The 1,810-nt window shown below is 73.2% G+C and carries 1 protein-coding gene; it reads left to right on the plus strand.

Going from position 1 to position 1,810, the window contains the following annotated elements; genetic code table 11:
* Positions 1–1,810, plus strand: a 1,810-nt coding sequence (locus I59_RS00170) for an ATPase AAA (protein WP_022902135.1), incomplete at both ends; no start/stop codon positions are given.

Genomic DNA, 1,810 nt, shown 5'->3' on the forward strand with positions numbered 1-1,810 from the left:
CCGAACAGCGACGAGGACGCGTTCCGGTACATCGGCCGGGTCGGGCTGCGGGACGACGACCACCGGCCGCTGCTGCTCGACTGGCGCGTCCCCGGAGCGAGCGCGTTCTACCAGGCGACCGCAGCCCATCCGATGGGCATGCGCTCCCGGCGACACCTCACGCTCGACGGTCGCACCGTCGTCGGGGTCGAGGACGAGGTCTTCGACGCCGCCCTCTACGACGACGAGCGCACGCACCTCCAGGGCGAGGGGGCACTGTTGGCGGCCGTCACGGCCGAGCGCACCGGTCGGATGACGGACATCGTCGCCACGATCCAGGCCGAGCAGGACCGCATCATCCGGTCCCCGCTCGAGGGCGTGCTCATCGTGCAGGGCGGCCCCGGCACGGGCAAGACCGCCGTGGCGCTGCACCGCGCGGCGTACCTGCTGTACTCGTACCGCGAGCGCCTCCGCGGGTCGGGCGTGCTCATGGTCGGACCGTCGTCGGCGTTCCTGACGTACATCGAACAGGTGCTGCCGTCGCTCGGGGAGACCGGCGTCGTGATGGCGTCGCTCGGCTCGCTGTACCCGGGCGTGCACGCCTCGACGCACGACCGCCGCGACGTCGCCGCCGTCAAGGGATCGGCCGAGATGGCCTCGCTCCTGCGCCGGGCCGTGCGCTCCCGCCAGGTCGTGCCGACCGAGCCGGTGACGCTCGACGTCGAGGGGGAGCGGCTGGTGGTCCCGCCGCAGCTCGTCGCCGACGCGATGAAGCGCGCGCAGGACCGCGGCAAGCCGCACAACGTCGCACGGGTCACGTTCAACAAGATCGCCCTCGACGCGATGACGCGGCTGCTCGCCGACCAGCTGCGCGAGCGGGGCACGACGGTGGACGAAGCCGACGAGAAGGTCCTGCGCGAGGACATCCGTTCCTCGTACGACGCCCGCGTCCTGCTGAACACCGCATGGCTGCCGCTGCCCGCGGAGAAGTTCGTCGAGGACCTCTACGCGCGTCCGAACTGGCTCGCCTCGCTGACCCCGAACTGGACACCGGAGCGCCGGGCGCTGCTCTCCCGGGCGCGCGGGAGCGAGATGACCGTCGAGGACGTCCCGCTCCTCGACGAGGCCGCGGAGCTCCTCGGCCCGTTCGACCCCACCGGGGGTGCGGCCAAGCGTGCCGCGAAGGCCAGCCGGAACCGAGACATCGAGAACGCGCGTCAGGCCATCGAGAACATGGGCGTCGAGGGCATCGTGACCGCGGAGCAGGTCGCCGGGTCCTTCGCCGAGGGCGGCGACCCGCGCACCACGGCGGAGCGCGCCGCCGAGGACCGTGAGTGGACCTACGGGCACATCGTCGTCGACGAGGCGCAGGAGCTCTCGCCGATGCAGTGGCGGGTGCTCGCCCGCCGGAACCCGCTGCGGTCGTTCACGATCGTGGGCGACATGGCCCAGGGGTCCTCGCCCGGGGCCGCTCGCACGTGGGACGACGTGGTGGGGGCGCTCGCCCGTCGCCGCCGTGGTCGGGCTCCCCAGGTGCCGATCGAGCACCGGATCGAGGAGCTCACGGTGAACTACCGCACGCCGCGGTCGATCGTGCGCGCTGCCGGGGAGTACGCGGAGTCCGCGGGGCTCGTGGTCACGCGGAACGAAGCGGTGCGCGACGGCGACCCCGTGCAGCGCGTGCACGTGCCCCGGAGCGCGGTGCTCGACACCGTGGCGGGACTCGTGGACACCGAGCGTGCGGGCATCGGCAGCGGGACCATCGGCGTCATCGTGCCGGAGGCGGACCTCGACGCGGTGCGGCACCGGCTGGCCCGGACCGAGGCGGACG

Origin of the sequence: Curtobacterium sp. B8 (genome assembly GCF_000333315.1) — a bacterium.
Lineage (GTDB): Bacteria > Actinomycetota > Actinomycetes > Actinomycetales > Microbacteriaceae > Curtobacterium > Curtobacterium luteum.